We start from the raw sequence: 16681 nt of genomic DNA, 5'->3' as shown, positions 1-16681 counted from the left end.
TAATCTGGTTGGTTTACCGCAGGGAGCCTTCTTTTTTTAAGCCTTATAAATAAAGGGTTTTTCGCGTTCTGAAACCTTAAAAACTGTTGGTTGGGGACGAATTGGGGACCAAATTTTTTGGATCGAATTTTTCAAGGGTCTTTGCCACTTCCTTATTGACTTTTTTTGTGATGTGGGTATAGAGGTCTGCGGTTGTTTGAAATCGATGATGTCCCAATCTTTCCTGGATAGCTTTCAAGGTCACATTTGCATCCAGCCCGGCTCCGACATTGGTCTCGATTAGGAGTGTAGCTGCTGTATGCCGTAGATCGTGGAGACGTACATGTTTGAAACCATGGCGTTTAATAAATTTTTGCCATGTGATCGTAGGAGTACCGGGTCGGTAGGGAACACCATAGCCGCTGTGAAAAATGTATTGTTTATCCCCGCCTTGCCACTTGTCTCCGATTTGCAGCTTCTCTTTTTTCCACTGAAGGTAATACTCTTTGAGTTCCCGCATATACCATGCAGGCATTACAACGGTTCGTTCGGATGATTCTGTTTTCGGCTTTTTTACGACAGGGTTGCCATTTTCAAAAATTGAAATGCTTTTTCCGATATGGATTGTAGCATCTGAAAAGTTGACATCCGGCCATTCTATTGCAAGAAGTTCCCCGCGCCTAAATCCCCCGATCATTGCTCCAAGGAAATACAGTCTCCAAGCAGACGGCTCCTTGTATAAAGCCCGGATAACGGCTTGGGCCTCCAGTTCATCAAAGTATTGCATTTTCTTTTTCTCGATTTTTGGCCTTTTGACCCCTTCTATTGGGTTTTTAAGAATCAGGCGCCACTCCGTAGCCCTGGAAAGCACGTTTTTTAAGACTTTATAGATATAAGCGAGGGTGGAGCCGGAAAGCTTTTCTGCTTTTCCGTCCCGGCGATCGTATTCAACTCGCCGGAGGAAATTGACAATATGTATAGTTTGGATTTGGTCAAGGTGCTTATGACCGAATTCAGGTGAAATGTAGATCCTTAAATGATCCAAGTAATTTTTTCTGGACCTGGGAGACAGGTGCTTGTCCGCAAAATTGGGCATCCATTCGTTTTTTACAAATTCGTCAAACGTCATTTTTTGTGGTTCGATATACTCCCCGGCCAAAACTTCTGTTTGAAACTTTGCCAATTCGACTTCAGCTTCGCGTTTGGTTCTGACGTGTACGGTTTTTGTTTTCTTGATCCGTTTGCCCTGGGCGTCGTAGCCAAGCTCCACGATTAGGCGGTACGAGTTTTTCCCGCGTTTTTCAATGCTTGCCATAAGGTTCCTCCTTTCCAGGCGTCAAATCTTTTTGTTCGGGTCAAAAACAACCTGAATCACTTTGCCGCAAATTCGGGCGTTTTCTGACTTAATGACAATCGGTTCGTAATTAGGATTTTCGGAAAGCAATAGGACTTGTCCATTGAAGCGTCTGACGCGCTTTAATGTTGCGTTCTCGCCGTCCACGTTCACAACGGCGATTTCTCCATCCTCCACATTTGGCTGCACCCGGACAATCACCTTGTCCCCATCATAGATCCTGGCACCGATCATGCTGTCTCCTTCCACGATTAGGGCAAAGAATTCTCCCTCCTTGTATTTTCTTGGCTTCGGTATGATTTCCCAGTCGATGATGTGCTCATCTGCAAAGAGCGGCTTCCCGGCTGCAATATGACCCAGCACGGGAATGCGTACCACTTCGACGGGTACCGCGCCGAGTTTTTGCAAGTCCGGATATTCCAAGTCTTTCAGTTGCTCCGGGGATAGTTCTTCCGACTTTTGATTGTACACAGTCCCGGCTTCTCTTACGGCCCATTTAAGGTTATGATCCAAGAATTTGGCAGCGGCTTCGTTGTACTCTTCCCATGGCATATCCACCTTGCAGCCTAGATAGTCCACAGAGACAGAAAATTCGTCTGCGAGTTTCTGCAAGGTTTCTTGGTCGGGTTCTTTCGCCCCGCTTTCGCAGGCGGCAAGATAAAACGGATGTACCCCAATCCTGTCCGCTAATTCGTTGGTGGACATATCATAAGCAGCCTTCAGCAACTGGAACCTTTCTTTGAAGCTCCTTGGCGCATTCATAAGCTTCGTAATGTCTTCGCTGGAGAGTTCTTTACGAGATTTTTCTTCTGTAGGTTCAGGGTGTTCAGTTCGACCAAGTAAATAATCCGTAGAAACATTAAGAATTGATGCAATTTGATTTAGCTTCTCACTCGGTGGTACACTTTTATCTCGTTCATAGCTGGAAAAATTGGCCTCTGTCATGTTTAACTTAGCTGCCATTTGGCTTTGTGTGAATCCACGTTTCAAACGGTATTCCCTTATCCTTGAACCAAGGGTCATAACTAATCCCTCCACAAACAAGATTTGATAAAAAGGGTATTGCTCAAATTTAATTTGAGTGGTATAGTGGTTATACACCGATGAGGAGGTGAAAATACCTATGCCAAACAAAATTAAAAATCCGCGTCCCAAGTTAAAGGAATTCAGAAAGAAAAAAGGGACACAACGTGAAGTTGCTCAAGACTTAAACATTACAGAAACCCACCTTCGTGAATTGGAAAACGGGAGATCGGTGCCAGGAACCAAACTGTTAATAAGGATGGAACACTATTTCGGTGTGTCTGACAAAGAGTTGTTTCCTGATTTACATGAACCTGAGTTTTACTTGTGCGATTGACTTAAATTTAGTTTTACCGGATAGGTCGATTATATACCTAAATTTGAGTTTCCGCAAGTATAATTTGTGGTGCTTATTTAAACACGCCTTTTACTAAAATTTAATTTGATATGTGAAGCGAAGAGTCTACATGGAAAAAGAGGGGAACCGAATGGACAAAATCGCAATTAGCCGGTTAAAACCGCATCCAAAGAACAGCGAGTATTTCTCTGACATAACAGGCGACAAATACGAAGAAATCAAGCGTAGTATTGCTGAACACGGAATTCGCGATCCCCTTAAGGTACTGCCTGATTACACAATCCTTGCAGGGCATCAGCGGTACCGGATTGCGTTGGATCTCGGCATAGCGCAGGTTCCTATCGTCGTGTGTGATGTTGACGAGCAGGAAGCGGAATACCTCCTGATTGCCGACAACGAGGAACGACGATCGGACGATAACGACCCGATGCGAAAAGCGAGAAGGGCAAAGTTCTTAAAAGAATACTGGGGTATTAAACGAGGCGGAAACCAAAAAGCGAAAGACCAAAATGAGCTTTCGAAAGTGGCTGAAACCATCGGTGAAAGTGTTAGCACAACAAAACGCCTTCTTAAACTCAATGACCTCATTCCTGAACTCCAAAAGCTCGTAACAGACGGAAAACTCGGAACAACCGCAGGTGAGGCTTTGGCCTATCTTACGTCTGAAGAGCAGCAGAGTTTATACAACTCGCTTGGTGAGTCAATTGGGCAACAAAGCGTCCATGAGATCAGAGAGTTGAGGCGACTGGTAGAACAGGAAAGACAAGAGAAACAACAGTTCAAAAACGCAATAGAAGCCAATGATAGAACAATCCAGCAACTACGGGCGCAACTGGAACAAGCCCAAAAGGGGCAAAAGATCGTTGAGGTAACACCGGAAGAAATCAAACTTGCGATTCGGAGGCTGGAAGAACAGAACGAAAAATTGCAAGCCGAGTTGGGAGTTAAGGAACAAGTCATTTCCAGACTGCGCGACGAAAAACTGAAGGCGATTAAGGAAAAGTCAAAGGCTGAAGAACTGCAACGGCAGGCGGAAATTGAAAAGCGTCGTCTGGAAGAAACTTTGAAAAGCGCAGCCACCGGTGTCGATCATGTACAGTTGATCCACAAAATCACGGAAACGGCGTTCCAGTACGGAAAGGAGCTTTCCGGTCTGATAGACATGCTAAATCCTAATCAATTGGGGATCGGATTAAGCAGTCTCATTTCGATCAGCGGTAATTTGCAACAAGTACTTAACAAACTAGAGGCATTTATCCAAGCGGCGGACAAAACCGCCAGTGTGGTGATGTTCCGAAAGGAAGGGAAAGGGCCATGAGCATTTACGATGCAAAGAAAGAAGAACAGCTGGAGGCTATGGCAGCTGTTCGTTTCTCACAAACACGTTTAAAAGATTTGATAGGCGATATGCCGCAAGGCGAATTAAACGCTCTTTCAAAAGTTTTCCATGCAGTTCTGCGGGAAATTCCCGAAATTTCACTAATGACCGCTAAATCTGAAGTTGTTTCGCGTGTTTTGGAGCGAGTTTCTGCGATGGGAAAAACGGCCAAATTACGGGAGAGTTTTTTACGAGACGAAGCAAGGTTTACGCATAACGCAATTGTTTTAGCTGAACGCTTTGTATCAATTCACAAGGTTATGCGTGGTCAATTCTTTTCACATAATTTTGCTTTGGCAGTTGCGATGCATGTCATACGGAAAGATCTATTCAGTGTCGTTGCGCCGATTCTGAAGGAAGTAGCTCCAGCGCTCTTGGATGCGGACAACGAGAAAAAACTTCAGGTTGTATTGGATCGTATTGATACTACGATCAGTCTGCGTATGGCGGAAGTGACGGGCCTGAACATCACAGAATCAAGCGAACAAAAGATTAGCGAAACGGCATGAAAGGAATGATCCGGATGAACGACCAACGCATCCGAGAAATTGTACGTGAGGAGCTGGAGAAGATCCTCCCTAAGATCGAACGGGTCACCATGACTTTGGAAGAAGCGGCTACGTATATCGGGATTCACCATGACACGCTGTATACAATGGCCAGACAAGGACAAATTCCCTATATTCGCGCCAGAACCAAGTATCTCTTCCGGAAGGACACACTGGATGCCTGGATGACGCAACAGGAAACGCAGAACTGGAATGAAGAAACGGCATAAACAACGGCAAAAAAGACAAGTCAAACGTTTGCCGATTTTTTCAACCTTCTCCTTGTCGAATTTTGTCGAAAAATCTTTCACAATAATTCCTTTGAGCATTGAAGCCGCGGAAAGGGGGTGACCCAAACATGATCCGAGTCATCTACGTCAGCCAGCTGATGAAAGCGCGGGAAGTACAAAAAGCCTGCCGGGAGTTCCGGGAGCAGGAGGCCAAAATACGGCGCCAGCAATTCCAAGTCGTAGAGAAAGGAGAGTAAGGGATGCAAAACATTGAAGCGCTCCGCATTCGGGGCTTCCAATCGCATACCGACAGCTACATTCAGCTGGGTCCGGGGCTGAATGTGATCACCGGACCTTCGGACGCCGGGAAAACGGCTATCATCCGGGCGGTACGCTGGGTAGCCTTCGGGGAGCCGTCCGGGGAAGCGTTCGTAAACGAGGCTGTAGGGGAAGCGGAGGTAGTTATCACGCTGGACACCGGCGCGATCATCACGAAACGCAGGAAAAAAGGAAAAACGTCGTACCTGATTCAAACGGATCCAAACGACGAGGTAAGTCTTTTCGAAAAGGCGGAAGTCCCGGAGGAAGTCACCCGGATGCTGGGGATTACGAAACACAAATTCGGGGATTTTGAAACCGCATTAAACTTCGCTTTCCAGCTGGAAGCGCCGTTTCTGATCAGCGAAACTGCAAGTACCGGGGCAAAGATCCTTGGGAAGCTGGCGGGAACCGAAGTCGTGGACCTTGCGGTAAAAGCCGTAAGCAAAGACACGTATGCCGCGAGGCAGGAACGATTGCAGGCGGAAAAAGACCTGGAACGAATCGCCGGACAGTTGCTTGAATTCTTTGACTTGGACGAGCAGAAGCAACGGCTGGAAGCCTGCGAATTTTTGGTCGGACAAATCGAACATGCTTACGAAAAAGTGAAGCGGCTCAAAGACTTATTGAACAGGTTTACCGCAACATCGGACAACCTGCGGCAGATAACGGAAAGACTGAACGCCTTGACGGTGGTTCCGGAGTTATCCGAAAGCCTGCGGCAAATAGAAAAGGTCCAGCAACGCCGCATCTCGCTACTGAACCTTGAAAGCCAGTTCGGTAAGACCGTTGACTTGGTAGAACATCTTACCGATGAACTGGCAAAGTTTTCGGGGATTGAATCTGTTCGCTCCTGTATTGACGCCCTGGCAAACAGTCACGAAAGATTCGCAACCCTTACTAACTTATCCACAGAATACACCAAATATTCACAGGAATCAAATCGGGCGGCTGCAGTCCTGGAAGCGACCCGGGAGATCCCCGCGCTGGAGAATCTTTTAAAGCGTGTTCAGGAAAACGTTTCCCGGTTCGAGCGGTTCAGAAAGCTGGAAACGGACTGCAGTAATTACTTCGCTATCATACAGGAAAGTGAAAGTCGATTGCAGGAGTATGCGGGATTGGCGGAAGCCCGTAACCTGTTGCAGTCCATCGAGAATACGGAAATAAGATTGATGCGGCTGCAGGCTTTGTGTAATGAACGTAACTTTGTATTGCAAGACCTGGCAAAAATTGGCCAAAGCCTGCAGGAGACTGTTGGCAACATTTCCGAATGGGAAGAAGCTTTATCAAAACTTTGGGACGAGGCGGGAGACATTTGTCCGCTTTGTGAGAGACCTATACTGGGAGGGGTACATGATGGATATGAATGAAATTAAAAAAGCGGCGCAAAAGTTTATGAACAAAGTATACAACTGGAAAAGGTAAACAACATTCTTACACAAGTGGAGCAGGATCAGAAAATGGTTGTGGTATTTCCTTATTGTGGTAACCGTTACAGCTTGTCGGAAGATAACGGGTTTAATGAACGGGAACTCACGAATCTTCTGAAATATACGGTTCAGGGTTACTTGGAAAACAAGAAAGCACAACTGGAAAAGGAGATCAAATCTTTCACCGTAGGGGGTAAGGGTTAATGCTTGATATTAAACAGCGGATTGAATTTGCGAAAGTTAACCTGCAAAAAGCCGAACAGGCGAAAATTATTGCGGAAACACAAAAAGCGGCAGCCGAAGAAAACCTAAAAAAGATCGAATCCGAAATGGCCGCCGAGGGAGTGACACCGGAGACGATCCAGGAAGAAATCTCCCGGTTAGAAGCGCAGATGAAAGCCGACCTGGGAAAAGTCGAACAACTGATGCCGAAGGTCAATTAGGGGGCCGATCCATGTACGAGATTATGAAAGCGAAGGCGGATCTTCGGCAAGCTTCCCAAAAAATTGCCGAGAGGGAAGGGAAACGCCAGCTGCTTCTACAGCAGCAGGAGGACGCCCAGGCCCGTAAGGAGAAAGCCGAAAAAGACTTGGGAGTATTCGACTTGGTACAAATTCTTTTGCAAAAGACTTCGGATTACGCCCGCCAGCAGGCGAAAACACGGATTGAGGAAATTGTCACCAGCGCCTTATCTGTTGTCTTTGATCGGGAATACAAGTTTCAAATTTCCCTGGATGTGAAAGCGAATCAACCGGTAGCCGAGTACTTTCTGGAATCTGACGGCGTGGTGACACAATTAAAACCGCCGGATTACGATCGGGGCGGCGGGGTAGCCGATGTAATCAGCCTGGCGCTCCGGCTTGCGGTCGGGGAACTGACGGGGATACAGGGACCGCTTTTTCTGGATGAGGTAGGGAAGATGGTAAGTCAGGAATATGCGCCGAATGTTGCTTACTTCCTAAAACAGTACAGCCGACAATTTGGGCGACAAATGGTCCTTATTACCCACAATGCAGCCCTGGCTGAAGTGGGGGATCTGGCGATAGGCGTCACGCAGAAAAACGGGAAATCGGAGGTAGCGGCGATATGAACAAAGCGAGTCACTACTTCTACATTACGCCAGAAGAATATGAACGTGCTGCAAAGAATGGTGTGAGACCCGCATTGTTGGAAGTACGTGTGCGCTCGCTTGCTTGGCCAAAAGAAAAAGCAATTAATACGCCGCCACATAAGAAGAAAAGCCTGCGTGATTGGGTAAAAATCGCAGAGCAAAATGGGATCTGCTACAGCACTCTGCGGTATCGCATAAATCAGTTGGGTTGGGATCCGGAACGTGCGGCCACCCAACCGCTTCAGGATCGGAAAGCACAAGCCAAGTACGCATATGAACGAAGTCGAAAATATCCACGAAGGTACTTGGAGCTTGCCCGGAAAAACGGAATTCATGAAGATACATTTCGACGTCGGATTCGATGCGGGTGGGATATCGAAACAGCGGCGACACGGCCACCAATGACGGGCAGAGAATGCGGGTTGCTGACAAAAGCAAAACGGCAAAAGGGACTGAGAAGGGTATTTTTGCCACGTTAAGCAGATCGGAGGTAGCAGCAGTATGACGGATGATCGACTGGATCCGTATTGCATCCTGTGTTCCGACGAAATTACCGAAGATGACTTATATAGCGGTATATGCAATACATGTGCCGAGAAAGAGGGGATTTTGTGATGATTGATTCGGTTTCAAAGGCGAATGGTGTTTTCCGTGAAACTTTGCAGCTAAAAGGAGATCGGGCTGCACTTAATACCAAAATCAGAAACAAGACCAATGACCTGATTCGGTATGTGGAAAACCATGGCCCGGTGCTTGTTTACAATGCGAAGGATAAGCCGATCATACTGGAGATTGTCCGCAAGGCTAGCAAAAAATTGAACAAGCAAGCGCTGGCAAATGATCTGGGGATTACGGTGAAGAGCCTGACACCCACGAAGATCGCCAAGCTGGTAGAAGAAAAACAGCTTACCGCTAAAAAGATTCAGGAATACGAAGAGGAAGAGATTGTAACCAAACTACGGACACGAAAAGGCCGGAAAGATGAAATTGAAAGATTCCAGAATGTGCGGTAAGGCGGTGGAACTATGAAACTGTTGTACATGGGCGACCTGCACTTAAGAGGCACAAGCCCCCGGAACCGAACGGACGACTACAAAGAGGCTGTGAAGGCGAAGCTGCTGGAAGTGTTTGAACTAGCCCGTCAGCACCGAGTGAGAGCAATCTTGTGTGCCGGTGACATTTGGGACCGCCCAGAAGTGGCGACAGGCGTACTGCTGGAATTTGTTTACGTACTACGTGGAAGTCCTGTCCCGATTTATACGACGGCGGGGAACCATGACGTATATGGCTACAATCTGGAAACCTATGACCGTACCAGCCTTAAACTGCTGGAATTGTTGGTACCGCAGTTAGTAGTAACGAATGACCCCAGTATAGTGGTAAACCTTTCCGATCCGGAAACACATGTACAGATTACTTTTACTCCCTACAGCGCAAAGATGGATCGTTACGGGTACGGTTATAGTCCGGAAGTCGTTGGGGGCCATGTGCATAATCGAATGTGCTATGACGATCCTGGACCAGGCCACGGTTCTCCGTTTCTAGTATGCAACCTACCGGAGACATTTAAAATCCACGTAGCTCATGGCATGCTTTTGGACCACGACCCGCCTTTTGACCGGTACACGAAGGTTCAGGAAGTCGAAACGAATGCGGATTTGGTATTAACCGGCCATGACCACATTGGCTACGGAATCTATCGTCGTGCGGACGGAAAAGTATTTTGCAATTGCGGCAGCCTGACCCGTCTTTCAGCCAGCGTATCGGAAATGGAAAGGCCGATTCAAGTTGCATTGATCACGGTGAAACCGGGAAAGGAATTTGATATCGAATTAATCCCGCTTAAGTCCGCAAAACCCGGCCCGGAAGTCCTGGACCGCAGCAAGATCGAAGCGGAGCAGAAACGGCAATACCATATGGAACAGTTTGCAACTTTGATCCAGGCTAAAACCGGGGACAAAATTCTTCTGGATATACTTTCTATCGTCGAAGAGATCGCGGCGCAGGAAGGAATCCAGCCGGAAGTGGTCCGGGTTGCGTTGGAAAAAATCGAACAAATGAGGGAGGAAGTCAAGGAATGAGCATCGATATCCGGCAAACAATTGAATCTTTGGCTCAAGCATTCGGCCCTGAAAAAGTTAAACAGGTTGCTATGCAAGTACTGGGTCTTGCAAACACTCCAGTTCCGAGTCAGTATGTCGAAATCCTTCATCCTGATAAACTGCAGCAAACCATTACCCAGCTAGACGCAACAGTTTCCGATCTGCTGGAAAAAGGACAAGTCCGGGAGGCTGCCTACAAAAACAAGGCGGAATTGATGCGGCAGAAAACGCAGTTAGAAACGGCGATTCAGCTGAAAGAAGCCGAAGCGTTTATGGCGGTAAGTACCGACGGAAAAAGTGTCCAGTACGATGGAAAAACCATCCCGCTTACGAATGACGCGTACCGGGATGCGTACCGCCGCATGTATTCAAAAACGGAGCGGGAAGCGTTGGCCTGCGTGGAAGCGGCATTGGCGCAAATCGACGTTGAGATTGCGAAAGCAAACGACGTTTGGACGACCGCAAAAGAAGCAACGGACAGCGTACGAGCGAAAGCGTATGTTCAGGCGCATTTGCTACAGTTTTTGGCGGACCGGAGGTAATTTTATGCGGCGGTTCGTTGACCACGAATTAGAAAAATACGTATGCCTAAATTGTGGTGAAAAGTTTCTTTTATCTATAAAAATTGCTGCAGAGCATATAAAAATCGGAAAAAAGCTAACTTGTCCATACTGCCGGAGTGAGGAAGTAGAAGCGGTCGCATATGGGTATATTGAAAATCTTGGATGCATGACCTTGGACTGGGACGTGATCGAAAAGTGAACTCGCGACAAATCACCATCCGTAACAAGCAACGCGAACGGCGCCAACGCGGAACCGATTTTCAGGATGAAATTCGTAAAAGCTGGCAACTTGTTCCGAATGTATGGCGCATGAGGATTGCAGACGGGGGCGGGGGGACCCGCCCGGCTGACGAAATTGTGCTAACGTTGTCCGGAAACATTCTGGCCGAGCACAAACGAACAGCGGGAAAGAAATTTAAGCTAGGATTTTTGCGCCCCAGCCAAATAGTCGGGTTGATCGATTTTGACGAAGTGCTCCCGCATAACTACGGCCTTGTTTTTGTCTCCTTCCTCAATACAAAAGATGGATTGGATGAGGTCTATGTCTTTCGGCTTCGTACTGCCATGACCTGGATGCGGAAACGGAATCAACATTATATCCACCTGGAAGATTTTCAAAAGACTGCATTTCCGTGCTTTAAAGTGATAAAGTGTGCGGATACGGACCTTTGGGATCTTAAGGAGGTAGCGCTTTGTTGCAAGTTTTTGTGACTAACCACATACGTATTCGCGGTGCCCCTACTCCTCTCCGATCATCGATCATGTCCGCGTTGACCATCGATAACCCGGAGTACGTGGAACGTAAAAAGAAAAGGCAACCAACCTGGGGTATCCCAGCCAAATTGCAGCTTTATCTGTTTGACCGGGGTGACCTGATCGCTCCCAGGGGGTTTCTTAAAGACTTGGAGGGGCTTCTGTCGCAGCAGGGGATTGAACCGGAAAAAGTAATCACCTTCGGTCAGACGGAGGGACGGTCTGTAGACTTCGGGCCTTGGAACCCTGAATTTGAACTCCGTGGAGAGCAGCCGCAAGCCGTAGAAGCCGTGCTAAAAGAAAACGGGGTGATCGTAGCCCCTGCAGGCGCCGGCAAAACGTTGATCGGAATGCGGTACATTTTGGAGAGGGGACGGCCTGCTTTGTGGATCGCCCATACTAAAGACTTGCTGGATCAGGCGAAGAAAAACGCCGAAAAATACCTGCTTGGGGTCGGGGAAGTCGGGGTATTGGGTGACGGAAAACAAATTTGGGGAAGCGGAAAACTGATTGTGGCGACCGTTCAGACGTTGCGGGAGAATCCGCAATTGGTTGACACACTTAACGAAATCGTTGGCACGGTAGTCATTGACGAAGCGCACCATTTTCCGGCACCGGATTTTGTTGAAGTCATTGGAAAACTCAAGGCCAAAAACATAATCGGGGTAACGGCTACACCGGACCGGAAAGACCAACTGCAGGCGTATATGTACCGCGGGATCGGCCCGAAGCTTTACGAGATCGACCGGCAAGGATTGTATGCGGATGGTAATTTGATCAAACCGGAAGTCCGGTTCATATATACCGACTTTCAGTATGAGCAGGCAAGCCTCCGGAATGAGATCGACGCGGTGGACGCCGGCGGCGAGGATCTGAACTACCGGGAACTGCTGGACACGCTGATAGCCGATGAAAAGCGGGCAAAGTTGATTGCAGAAAATATTTTGGATTACGCTCCCGGAAACTTCAGCATCGTTATTACGGAGTCGATTCGGTACTGTTATGTTCTACGTGATTGGGTAGAACGTTTTGCGAAGGCCCGCTTTGGGATCGTCCCCCGTATCGCTGTTGTACATGGTCCTTTGCAAAAGTACAGCTGGCGAGTAATCGGAACCGCAGACACTGCGGCAAAATACTTGCGGGAGCATCCACAAGCGGAAATCCGGGAACGGAACGGGCGGTATCAAGTAAAAGTTCAAAACTATACGGACAAAGAATACGAAGCCTGGAACCTGTCAAACGCCCAACGGAAAGCGATTATCGAAGCCGCCCGTAATAAACAAATTGACATTCTATTTGCCACTCAGTTGGCCCGCGAAGGGCTGGACATGCCGCATCTTAATGTGGGTCATATGGCAATGCCAAAGCGGGGCGATACCGACACGAACAGCCGGAACGGGGCGGCTCTGGAACAGGAGATAGGACGGATCATGCGGGCCGATCCTGATAATCCAAATAAAAAGGCGATCTGGTTCGACTACGTGGATTACAACGTCGGAGTTTTCCAGTCCCAGTATCAAAGCCGCAGGCGGGTGTATAAACGTTTGGGACTGCATTTGCCGAGAAAACCGAAGACGGAAACGGAAAAGGCAATGGAATTCTTGTTAAACATGGCTTGGTAGGAAGGCAACAAGCGCCTTTTTATACACAATTCTTGTCGAATTTTGTCGAAAAATATTTAAACGGAGGTTTTAAACATGACGGAACAAAACCAAATTGCAAAGGCTGAAACGACGGCTGTACAAGCAGCACAGGCAGGGAGCAACTATATTACCGCCATTCTGGAAGAAACGAAGCGCGGATTTTTAGAGGCAAATGCGGGACTTGACCTTGACTTTGTTCGGATGGGCGAATGGCTGACCATCAACAAAAAAGGGAACTTCGTCGAAGCAAACGACGAAACGGTCAGCTATGGGGATACATTGGATGTTGTGATCGGCTACGGGGAACAACGTTGGTCGCTTTGGGGGTTGGAAAACAGCCCGGAAGCTGGGCAGTTGATCGTCGCCTGCAAAACCCAAGAAGAATCCCGGCAAATGCTATCCCATTGGCTGATGGAGAACCCGGAAGCGGCGGAGCGCTACAGTCTGGATGACATTGCGCTGCGGTACATGGCCTACGTTGTTCCGGTGCAGACTCTCACTCCTGACGACTTCCCGAAGATCTACCTGATGTCGTTTAGCCCGACCGATACAATTGAGTTCGGCAAATTTACCTTCGCGGTCTATCAAGGGAAATACAAAGATCGAGGGATCCCGTCGAAAATCGGCGTTAATAAAATCGTGGTACGGTTGACCACAACCGAGAAAACGAGCCGGTCAAACGCTGCCCAGAAGTGGATTGGTGTTACTTTCTCCCCAGTCGGAGTCTTCAACCCGGCAGACTATGGAATCGAGGTCGAGAACCAGCAACAAGCCTAAAAATAAAGGGGCGTCTCACGTATGCCAAAAGAGTCGAAGCTGCAGGATTTTAAATACGTAGACGCCTGGCACAGTAAGCGCAACGGAGCAAATGCCGCATGGAAACGAATTGAAATTAGCGACATTTCACGGTACCAGCAGGAGGAAGCGTTTAACTTCAATTGCTTCTGTACGGTACAGAGATTCGCGAACAAGGAAAAAGAGAAGGGGGAAGCCTTTCTGGCCCCCCTCTACTTTGATCTTGACCATGCGGAAAATCCTTCCATCAGCCAGGCCGACGCGATAAAATTAATCGATTTCTTTACAAACGAACTTGACATAAAAGAAACAGACATTTTTGTCTACTTTTCCGGCAGCAAGGGGTTCCATATCCTGATTGATCCCCAAGCGTTAGGAATCGAACCCCGAAACGACTTACACAAGATTTTCAAACACATTGCGGGGTACTTAATTCACAGGTTAAGCCTTACGTCTTTAGATCTTGTCGTGTATACAAACCCGCGTATGCTGCGGCTTCCTAACAGCCAACACCAAAAAACGAACCTGTTTAAGATCGAATTGACGATTTCCGAACTGCAGACCAAAACACTGGAAGAAATCAAGGAAATGGCAATGGAGCCGCGGCCCAACAACAACGGGCTTCTTACCAAAGAGCAACGGGAAAGCGGACTTGGCTTGCGTACGAAAGCGGCAGATTTTTATGCGGATAAGGCGGAAGAATACCAGGAGGCTGCGGCAACCGCCAATGCCCGCTACGAAAAAGATGAATTCAATTTCAAAAAGGGCGAGCCGCCAGCGTGTGTGGAGGACATCCTGAACGGAGGCTGGAAGAAGGACGGCGACCGGAACCAGGCGACCGTGCAACTGGCTTGCTATTACAAAGACGCAGGTCACACAAAGGAAGAAGCTACTGAAATCCTGGTGGATTGGGTCAAGCGTCATACCAGCGCAAAAAGCCGGTATCAGATTGATCAACGGGTCGCGAATACCAAAAGCGTGATTGACGCGGTATACGCGAAAGATAACGAATACCGCTTTGGTTGCGCCTTTATCCGTAGTCTGCATGGGGAAAAGAAGCCTGGAAGCAAGGATTATGAGCGGGTTGCTTGTGCGGGAGCGCTCTGCCCCTGTATCAAGAAAAAAGATGAGACAGAGCAAAAGCCGATCAGTCTGCATTTGGCCCAAACCGGCGATGCGGAGCTAGCCGGAAAACTGGTCAAAACCAAAGTCATGGTAGCCGGAAAAAAACACACGCCCTATATCGTTCCGAAAAAAATTGAATATTACTGCTGGGGACGCGAAAAATGCAAAAAGTCCTGGTGTCTGTTGTACGATCTGCCAGGTCATACCGGATACAAAGACTTGGGAGTCCATAACCGGGAACTGATCCAATTTTGCGGCATCGGTGACGATAACATTAAAGGCATCCTGCGTGATATTAGCGGCATTCCAGCTTGCACCAAATACGATATTGACGTTGTTGAAAGTACAAACGTGGAAGAACTGTTGGTTATCCCGATGGCAGAAAGCAATCAGGTTATTGATGAAGAGGCCGGGAATGGCCGCTACGTCCTTCGGCGGGTTTACAGCGTTGGAAATACGGGATTGACCGAAAACAAGTACTACGAAATCGAGGGCTACGTTTACCCGCACCCGAAGAACCAGGAAAGTACGATCATCATCAAGAGCGCAGATCCGTTGCAGGACGTTATTGAACGCTTCCAGCTAACGGATGAATTAAGACAGGAACTGCGGATTTTTCAGCCGGAGGACTACGGTCCGAAAGCGATTGAAGAAAAACTGGCGACGATCTGCGCCGATCTGACTTATAACGTCACACACATCGTGGAAAGAGACGAAACGCTTTTAGGCGTGCTTTTGACAATGCACAGTGTTTTACGCTTCCGGGTGCCGTGGGATACCGACCCGATCCGGGGATGGGTGGAATTGAAAGTCGTAGGGGATACGGGTACCGGGAAGTCGGCTCTAATCCGCAAAACCCTGGAATATACGGGCCTGGGAACGATGGTCAATGCGGAGAGCACCAGCCGCACGGGATTAACCTACAAAATGGAGCAAAGCGGATCCGGCGGCGCCTGGTATATCGTTTGGGGCGCATGGCCGCTTGCCGATCGAGAATTAATCTGGATTGATGAAGATACCGGCATTGAAAAAGACGAGTACGGCGAAATGACACTGGCACGATCGGACGGAAAGCTGGAAGTAAAGCGGGCCGTTACAGCGGAAACCCCCTGCAGAGTCCGGGCGATTCTTTCCGGGAACGTTCCAAAAGGGAAACGGCTGGCGGATTACGGCCATGGGTGTGAATCGCTGAAGGATATTTTCAACAACGAAGATATACGCCGATTCGATGCTGCGGTATTTATGCGGGCGGCGGACGTGGATCCGGAATTGTATAACAAGCAATTGCCGGCCTACCCGAAAATGATCACCAGCGAAACCCTGAAAGCAAACGTACTTTTTGCTTGGTCGAGAAAGCCGGACCACGTACTTTTTACCGACGGCGCCATTGAAAAAATTCTGGAAGTTGCTACGGAGCTTTCAAAAGTCTACGGCGCAGCAACGGACGTGCCGCTGGTATCTCCTTCGGATCAGCGGAATAAGGTAGCACGGCTTGCGGTAGCCCTGGCCGCCCTGACGCATTCAGTAGACGAGTCAGGAGAACGGATCCAAGTATGGCCGGGACATGTTGAGTTTGTTCGGGAATGGCTGAAAGCGATCTACAACGCCCCGGGTTGCGGGCTGAACTATTACGCAAAACTGGCGATCCGGGAAGAGGAAATGAGTGAAGAATTATTCACCCGGATTACCAACGATCTTCGAAGTCTTGACACCCTGAAAGGGGATAACAAATTTTACGAATTTCTGAAGGTCTTTGTCCAGCAAAAATACTTGGGGATCGGAGACGTAGAGGCAATGCTTTCCATCGACAAGCAAGAGGCAAAGGCGATTGTCAATCTGCTGACCAAAATGCGAATGATCGTCAAAACGACCGGCGGATACCGGAAAACCCCAAGATTTCACGCGTATACAACAAAATGCTTCGAAGAAGGCTTGTTTGATGACATTAACGACGATTACTAGGGGGTGTAA

Annotated in this window: 18 protein-coding genes; 16 read left to right on the top strand and 2 right to left on the bottom strand. The window is 48.2% G+C overall.

Features of this window, described 5'->3' with window-relative positions:
* Nucleotides 1-76: 76 nt before the first annotated feature.
* Both AC4ED1_RS13985 and AC4ED1_RS13980 read right to left on the bottom strand, forming a co-directional pair.
* Nucleotides 77-1294 (bottom strand): site-specific integrase, encoded by a 1218-nt coding sequence (locus AC4ED1_RS13985; RefSeq protein ID WP_490939640.1) that lies wholly within the window; start codon nucleotides 1292-1294, stop codon nucleotides 77-79.
* Between the two features lie 21 nt (nucleotides 1295-1315).
* Nucleotides 1316-2356, bottom strand: coding sequence for a helix-turn-helix domain-containing protein (locus AC4ED1_RS13980; RefSeq protein WP_490939638.1), 1041 nt, complete (start codon nucleotides 2354-2356; stop codon nucleotides 1316-1318).
* Between the two features lie 100 nt (nucleotides 2357-2456).
* Here AC4ED1_RS13980 and AC4ED1_RS13975 point away from each other — a divergent pair, with 100 nt between their 5' ends.
* The 16 genes from AC4ED1_RS13975 (at nucleotide 2457) to AC4ED1_RS13900 (ending at nucleotide 16672) form a co-directional block, all read left to right on the top strand.
* Entirely contained in the window at nucleotides 2457-2693 is a 237-nt protein-coding gene (locus AC4ED1_RS13975; RefSeq protein WP_490939636.1) for a helix-turn-helix transcriptional regulator, read from the top strand.
* Between the two features lie 130 nt (nucleotides 2694-2823).
* Nucleotides 2824-4032 (top strand): ParB/RepB/Spo0J family partition protein, encoded by a 1209-nt coding sequence (locus tag AC4ED1_RS13970; protein WP_490939634.1) that lies wholly within the window; start codon nucleotides 2824-2826, stop codon nucleotides 4030-4032.
* On the top strand, nucleotides 4029-4601 hold the full coding sequence (locus AC4ED1_RS13965) for a hypothetical protein (protein WP_490939632.1): 573 nt from the start codon (nucleotides 4029-4031) through the stop codon (nucleotides 4599-4601). The genes AC4ED1_RS13970 and AC4ED1_RS13965 overlap by 4 nt, the downstream gene beginning before the upstream one ends.
* A 14-nt stretch (nucleotides 4602-4615) precedes the next feature.
* On the top strand, nucleotides 4616-4870 hold the full coding sequence (locus AC4ED1_RS13960) for a helix-turn-helix domain-containing protein (RefSeq protein ID WP_490939630.1): 255 nt from the start codon (nucleotides 4616-4618) through the stop codon (nucleotides 4868-4870).
* Nucleotides 4871-4998: 128 nt separating this feature from the next.
* The gene (locus AC4ED1_RS13955; protein ID WP_490939628.1) at nucleotides 4999-5127 is read left to right on the top strand and encodes a hypothetical protein; all 129 of its coding nucleotides are present in this window, start codon (nucleotides 4999-5001) and stop codon (nucleotides 5125-5127) included.
* A 3-nt stretch (nucleotides 5128-5130) separates the two neighbouring features.
* The gene (locus AC4ED1_RS13950; protein ID WP_490939626.1) at nucleotides 5131-6558 is read left to right on the top strand and encodes an AAA family ATPase; all 1428 of its coding nucleotides are present in this window, start codon (nucleotides 5131-5133) and stop codon (nucleotides 6556-6558) included.
* 263 nt (nucleotides 6559-6821) lie between these two features.
* A complete protein-coding gene (locus AC4ED1_RS13945) occupies nucleotides 6822-7061 on the top strand; it encodes a hypothetical protein (RefSeq protein ID WP_490939624.1) in 240 nt (79 codons plus the stop codon).
* Between the two features lie 11 nt (nucleotides 7062-7072).
* Nucleotides 7073-7708: a chromosome partitioning protein ParA gene (locus tag AC4ED1_RS13940; RefSeq protein WP_490939622.1), complete on the top strand. Its 636-nt coding sequence runs from the start codon at nucleotides 7073-7075 to the stop codon at nucleotides 7706-7708.
* Nucleotides 7705-8208 (top strand): hypothetical protein, encoded by a 504-nt coding sequence (locus AC4ED1_RS13935; RefSeq protein WP_490939620.1) that lies wholly within the window; start codon nucleotides 7705-7707, stop codon nucleotides 8206-8208. Before AC4ED1_RS13940 ends, AC4ED1_RS13935 begins: the two co-directional genes overlap by 4 nt.
* A 135-nt stretch (nucleotides 8209-8343) precedes the next feature.
* Nucleotides 8344-8742, top strand: a complete 399-nt coding sequence (locus tag AC4ED1_RS13930) for a hypothetical protein (RefSeq protein WP_490939618.1) — start codon at nucleotides 8344-8346, stop codon at nucleotides 8740-8742.
* Between the two features lie 12 nt (nucleotides 8743-8754).
* Nucleotides 8755-9810, top strand: a complete 1056-nt coding sequence (locus tag AC4ED1_RS13925; protein ID WP_490939616.1) for a metallophosphoesterase — start codon at nucleotides 8755-8757, stop codon at nucleotides 9808-9810.
* Nucleotides 9807-10373 carry a hypothetical protein gene (locus tag AC4ED1_RS13920; RefSeq protein ID WP_490939614.1) on the top strand — a complete coding sequence of 189 codons (567 nt, stop codon included), beginning with the start codon at nucleotides 9807-9809 and terminating at the stop codon, nucleotides 10371-10373. Before AC4ED1_RS13925 ends, AC4ED1_RS13920 begins: the two co-directional genes overlap by 4 nt.
* A gap of 4 nt (nucleotides 10374-10377) precedes the next feature.
* The gene (locus AC4ED1_RS13915; RefSeq protein WP_490939612.1) at nucleotides 10378-10593 is read left to right on the top strand and encodes a hypothetical protein; all 216 of its coding nucleotides are present in this window, start codon (nucleotides 10378-10380) and stop codon (nucleotides 10591-10593) included.
* A gap of 595 nt (nucleotides 10594-11188) precedes the next feature.
* Complete coding sequence (locus tag AC4ED1_RS13910; RefSeq protein WP_490939642.1) at nucleotides 11189-12769, top strand: DEAD/DEAH box helicase; 1581 nt, start codon at nucleotides 11189-11191, stop codon at nucleotides 12767-12769.
* A 75-nt stretch (nucleotides 12770-12844) separates the two neighbouring features.
* A complete protein-coding gene (locus AC4ED1_RS13905; protein WP_490939610.1) occupies nucleotides 12845-13567 on the top strand; it encodes a hypothetical protein in 723 nt (240 codons plus the stop codon).
* Between the two features lie 21 nt (nucleotides 13568-13588).
* Nucleotides 13589-16672 (top strand): DNA primase small subunit domain-containing protein, encoded by a 3084-nt coding sequence (locus AC4ED1_RS13900; RefSeq protein ID WP_490939608.1) that lies wholly within the window; start codon nucleotides 13589-13591, stop codon nucleotides 16670-16672.
* The last annotated feature ends 9 nt before the right edge of the window (nucleotides 16673-16681 follow it).

It is taken from the genome of Effusibacillus sp. SKA8 (assembly GCF_058273125.1).
This window is presented reverse-complemented; position numbering and strand designations above follow the sequence as displayed.

What these genes read in the sequence shown, in the direction of transcription:
- AC4ED1_RS13985 (WP_490939640.1), bottom strand. Translation starts at nt 1,294, where the DNA reads ATGGCAAGCATTGAAAAACGCGGGAAAAACTCGTACCGCCTAATCGTG.
- AC4ED1_RS13960 (WP_490939630.1), top strand. Translation starts at nt 4,616, where the DNA reads ATGAACGACCAACGCATCCGAGAAATTGTACGTGAGGAGCTGGAGAAG.
- AC4ED1_RS13980 (WP_490939638.1), bottom strand. Translation starts at nt 2,356, where the DNA reads ATGACCCTTGGTTCAAGGATAAGGGAATACCGTTTGAAACGTGGATTC.
- AC4ED1_RS13930 (WP_490939618.1), top strand. Translation starts at nt 8,344, where the DNA reads ATGATTGATTCGGTTTCAAAGGCGAATGGTGTTTTCCGTGAAACTTTG.
- AC4ED1_RS13925 (WP_490939616.1), top strand. Translation starts at nt 8,755, where the DNA reads ATGAAACTGTTGTACATGGGCGACCTGCACTTAAGAGGCACAAGCCCC.
- AC4ED1_RS13945 (WP_490939624.1), top strand. Translation starts at nt 6,822, where the DNA reads ATGCTTGATATTAAACAGCGGATTGAATTTGCGAAAGTTAACCTGCAA.
- AC4ED1_RS13940 (WP_490939622.1), top strand. Translation starts at nt 7,073, where the DNA reads ATGTACGAGATTATGAAAGCGAAGGCGGATCTTCGGCAAGCTTCCCAA.
- AC4ED1_RS13915 (WP_490939612.1), top strand. Translation starts at nt 10,378, where the DNA reads ATGCGGCGGTTCGTTGACCACGAATTAGAAAAATACGTATGCCTAAAT.
- AC4ED1_RS13950 (WP_490939626.1), top strand. Translation starts at nt 5,131, where the DNA reads ATGCAAAACATTGAAGCGCTCCGCATTCGGGGCTTCCAATCGCATACC.
- AC4ED1_RS13900 (WP_490939608.1), top strand. Translation starts at nt 13,589, where the DNA reads ATGCCAAAAGAGTCGAAGCTGCAGGATTTTAAATACGTAGACGCCTGG.
- AC4ED1_RS13935 (WP_490939620.1), top strand. Translation starts at nt 7,705, where the DNA reads ATGAACAAAGCGAGTCACTACTTCTACATTACGCCAGAAGAATATGAA.
- AC4ED1_RS13920 (WP_490939614.1), top strand. Translation starts at nt 9,807, where the DNA reads ATGAGCATCGATATCCGGCAAACAATTGAATCTTTGGCTCAAGCATTC.
- AC4ED1_RS13905 (WP_490939610.1), top strand. Translation starts at nt 12,845, where the DNA reads ATGACGGAACAAAACCAAATTGCAAAGGCTGAAACGACGGCTGTACAA.
- AC4ED1_RS13975 (WP_490939636.1), top strand. Translation starts at nt 2,457, where the DNA reads ATGCCAAACAAAATTAAAAATCCGCGTCCCAAGTTAAAGGAATTCAGA.
- AC4ED1_RS13970 (WP_490939634.1), top strand. Translation starts at nt 2,824, where the DNA reads ATGGAAAAAGAGGGGAACCGAATGGACAAAATCGCAATTAGCCGGTTA.
- AC4ED1_RS13965 (WP_490939632.1), top strand. Translation starts at nt 4,029, where the DNA reads ATGAGCATTTACGATGCAAAGAAAGAAGAACAGCTGGAGGCTATGGCA.
- AC4ED1_RS13955 (WP_490939628.1), top strand. Translation starts at nt 4,999, where the DNA reads ATGATCCGAGTCATCTACGTCAGCCAGCTGATGAAAGCGCGGGAAGTA.